This is a genomic window from Clostridium sp., assembly GCF_016650095.1.
Lineage (GTDB): Bacteria > Bacillota > Clostridia > Clostridiales > Clostridiaceae > Clostridium_AD.
The window spans coordinates 1-3,338 of the sequence record NZ_JAENWL010000390.1 but is presented as its reverse complement, the minus strand read 5'-3'; the positions used below and the strand labels follow the sequence as shown (position 1 = coordinate 3,338).

Sequence of the window (3,338 nt, the reverse complement as noted above, 5' to 3'; positions counted from 1 at the left end):
GGATGTCTTTTATCTTACACTAAGATATCAGATGAAATGAATGATAATGAGCTTGTAACATTAATAGAAAGAATAGGTTACACGGAAGGATTACCTGTTGTTGTAAACCCAGGTATTATGTCACCTAAGGATTTTATAGATGAGGTAATGAAGGTACGTTTGCCAAATCCATTTATGCCTGATACACCACAAAGAATTGTATGTGATACTTCACAAAAATTAGGAATACGCTTTGGTGAGTCAATTAAAGCTTATGTTGAAAGTCCTAATCTAGATGTTAAAAGCCTAACATTTATACCACTTGCAATAGCAGGATGGTGTCGTTATTTAATGGCTATAGATGACGCGGGGAATTCATTTGAGTTAAGTCCCGATCCTATGCTTTCATCACTAACTCCTATAATAGCTGAGATTAAATTTAATGAGATGCAAAATGTTCATGAGACTTTAATTAAAATTTTATCTAACAAGTCAATCTTTGGTATTGATCTATACGAAGTAGGACTAGGAGAAAAAATTGAAGCGTACTTTAGTGAATTAAATGCTGGAAAAGGTGCTGTCCGCTTAACACTAAAAAAATATTGTAAATAAAAATAAATAATATATCAAAATATATAATAAGAGGTGTAAATAATGAAAAGATTAGAGATAGTTCAAAAGATAAGTGAATATGGAATAGTAGCAGTAATTCGTGCAACATCAAAAGAAGAAGGCGTAAAAATTGTAGAAGCAGTTAAAAAAGGTGGAATTAACGCACTTGAAATTACAATGACAGTGCCAGGGGCAATAGATATAATTAAAGAACTATGTGAAATATATAAAGATGATGAAGAAGTACTTATTGGAGCAGGTACTGTTCTTGACCCAGAAACTGCAAGAGCTTGCATTTTAGCTGGTGCAAAGTACATAGTAAGCCCAAGTTTAAACCCTGAAACTGTAAAGTTATGTAATAGATATAGAATTGCAGTTATGCCAGGTATTATGACAGTAAAAGAAGCTATTGAGGGACTAGAATTAGGGGTTGAAGTATTAAAGGTATTCCCAGGAAATGCTTTTGGTCCGTCAATAATAAGTTCTTTAAAAGGACCACTTCCACAAGCTAACTTTATGCCGACTGGTGGAGTATCACTTGATAATGTTAAGGATTGGATTAAAGCAGGAGCAATAGCAGTAGGAACTGGTGGAGATTTAACTAGAGGAGCAAAAACTGGAGATTATGAATTAGTGACACAGACTGCTGCAAAATTTGTTGAAGCAGTTAAAAAAGCAAGAGCATAGAAATAATTAAATTATATGTAAATTAGATGATTTATTAATTGACATACCTAATTGGTATGTCATGAATTTATAGGAGGAAATATATTATGGGAAAAATTATTACATTCGGTGAGATAATGCTTAGACTTGCACCAGCAGGTTTTGAAAGATTTGCACAAGCAAAAGAATTTGGAGTTGTTTATGGTGGAGGAGAAGCTAATGTTGCTGTGTCACTTGCTAACTATGGTAAAGACACATATTTTGTAACAAAATTGCCTAAACATGAAATTGGTCAAGCAGCAGTAAATGAGCTTAGGAAATATGGTGTAAATACTAATATGATTACGCGTGGCGGAGATCGAGTAGGGATTTATTATTGTGAAAAGGGAGCATCTCAAAGGCCTTCTAAAGTAATTTATGACAGAGCTTATTCAGCTATTGCAGAGGCTAAAAGAGAAGATTTTAATTGGAAAGAGATATTTTCCGGTGCAGAATGGTTCCATTTTACAGGAATAACACCTGCTTTATCAGATGAATGTGCAGCAATAACTCTGGATGCAGTAAAGGCAGCAAAAGAAGCTGGTGTTATGGTAAGTGTAGATCTAAACTTCAGGAAAAAACTTTGGAGCAGTGAAAAAGCTGGCATGGTAATGGGTGAAATTGTGAAGTACTGTGATGTAGTCATAGCAAATGAAGAAGATGCAGAAAAAGTATTCGGAATTAGTGCAGAAGGAACAGATATAACTGGTGGAACAATAAACGGTGAAGGTTATAAAGAGGTTGCAAGAAAGCTTACAGATAGATTTAACTTAAAGTATGTTGCGATTACACTTCGTGAAAGTTTTTCAGCTTCAGATAATGGTTGGTCAGCAATGCTATATAATGGATCAGAATTTTATAGTTCTAAAAAATATAGAATGCATATAGTGGATAGAGTTGGCGGTGGAGATTCCCTTGGTGCAGGTATTATATATGGTTTAACTTCAGGTCTTTCTAATCAAGATTCTCTTGAATATGCAGTAGCTGCTTCTTGCCTTAAGCATAGCGTAGAGGGAGATTTTAACCTTGCGTCAAAAGAAGAAGTAGAAACGCTTATGAATGGTGATGCATCAGGAAGGGTGCAAAGATAATTATGGATGTAGTAACTTTTGGGGAGTCTATGGTTTTATTTGGTCCGGATTCCTCAGGACCTTTAAGATACGTCCAAAATTTCAATAAATCTATTGCAGGGGCAGAGTCCAATGTTGCAATAGCACTTGCAAAACTTGGACATAAAGTTGGATGGTTCTCAAAGCTTGGAAATGACGAATTTGGAAGATATATTCAAGCTACAATTAGAGGAGAAGGGGTTGATGTATCCAGAGTAATTTTTGATTCAAAGAGAAGTACGGGTATATTATTTAAAGAAAGATTTATGCATTCTAATCCAAATGTGTATTATTACAGAAAAGATTCAGCAGCTAGCACTTTAAAACAAGAGGAGCTAGATGCATCTTATATTAAAGATGCAAAAATACTTCATATTACGGGTATTACACCTGCCCTTTCTGAGAGTTGTAGAAAAACAGTATTTAAGGCTATAGAAATTGCAAAGGAAAACAATGTATTAGTTTCATTTGATCCTAATATTAGACTTAAATTATGGACAGAGGGAGAGGCAATACCAGTGTTACTTGAAATTGCAAAACAATCAGATATAATATTTCCAGGTATAGATGAAGGGGAGATGCTCCTTGGACTCTCAAACCCTGAGGATATTGCGGATAGTTTTATGAATATGGGGTGTAGCACTGTAGCTGTAAAGCTTGGAAAAGAAGGCTGTTATGTAGCTGATAAATTAAACCGATTGTATATAAATTCATATAGATTAGAAAATCCACAAGACACAGTAGGTGCAGGAGATGGATTTGCTGCAGGTTTTCTTTCAGGAATGCTTAATAAATTAGATTTAATAGAATGTGGAGAGTATGCAAATGGAGTCGGAGCCATGGCGGTCCTTGTAAAGGGCGACATGGAAGGGTATCCAAATGTAGAGCAACTGATGGCGTTTATTGGAAAGAAGAAAATAATTGAAAGATAAG

The 3,338-nt window shown here is 34.9% G+C and carries 3 protein-coding genes and 1 pseudogene; all 4 read left to right on the top strand.

Annotated features, from left to right (window positions below; all coding sequences use genetic code 11):
• Positions 1-591, top strand: a pseudogene (locus JJE11_RS16835) (mannitol dehydrogenase family protein); the annotation flags it as partial.
• Positions 592-633: 42 nt separating this feature from the next.
• The gene (locus JJE11_RS16830) at positions 634-1,278 is read left to right on the top strand and encodes a bifunctional 4-hydroxy-2-oxoglutarate aldolase/2-dehydro-3-deoxy-phosphogluconate aldolase (protein WP_291637702.1); all 645 of its coding nucleotides are present in this window, start codon (positions 634-636) and stop codon (positions 1,276-1,278) included.
• A gap of 83 nt (positions 1,279-1,361) precedes the next feature.
• Positions 1,362-2,387, top strand: coding sequence for a sugar kinase (locus JJE11_RS16825; RefSeq protein WP_291637704.1), 1,026 nt, complete (start codon positions 1,362-1,364; stop codon positions 2,385-2,387).
• 2 nt (positions 2,388-2,389) lie between these two features.
• The gene (locus tag JJE11_RS16820) at positions 2,390-3,337 is read left to right on the top strand and encodes a sugar kinase (protein ID WP_291637701.1); all 948 of its coding nucleotides are present in this window, start codon (positions 2,390-2,392) and stop codon (positions 3,335-3,337) included.
• The last annotated feature ends 1 nt before the right edge of the window (position 3,338 follow it).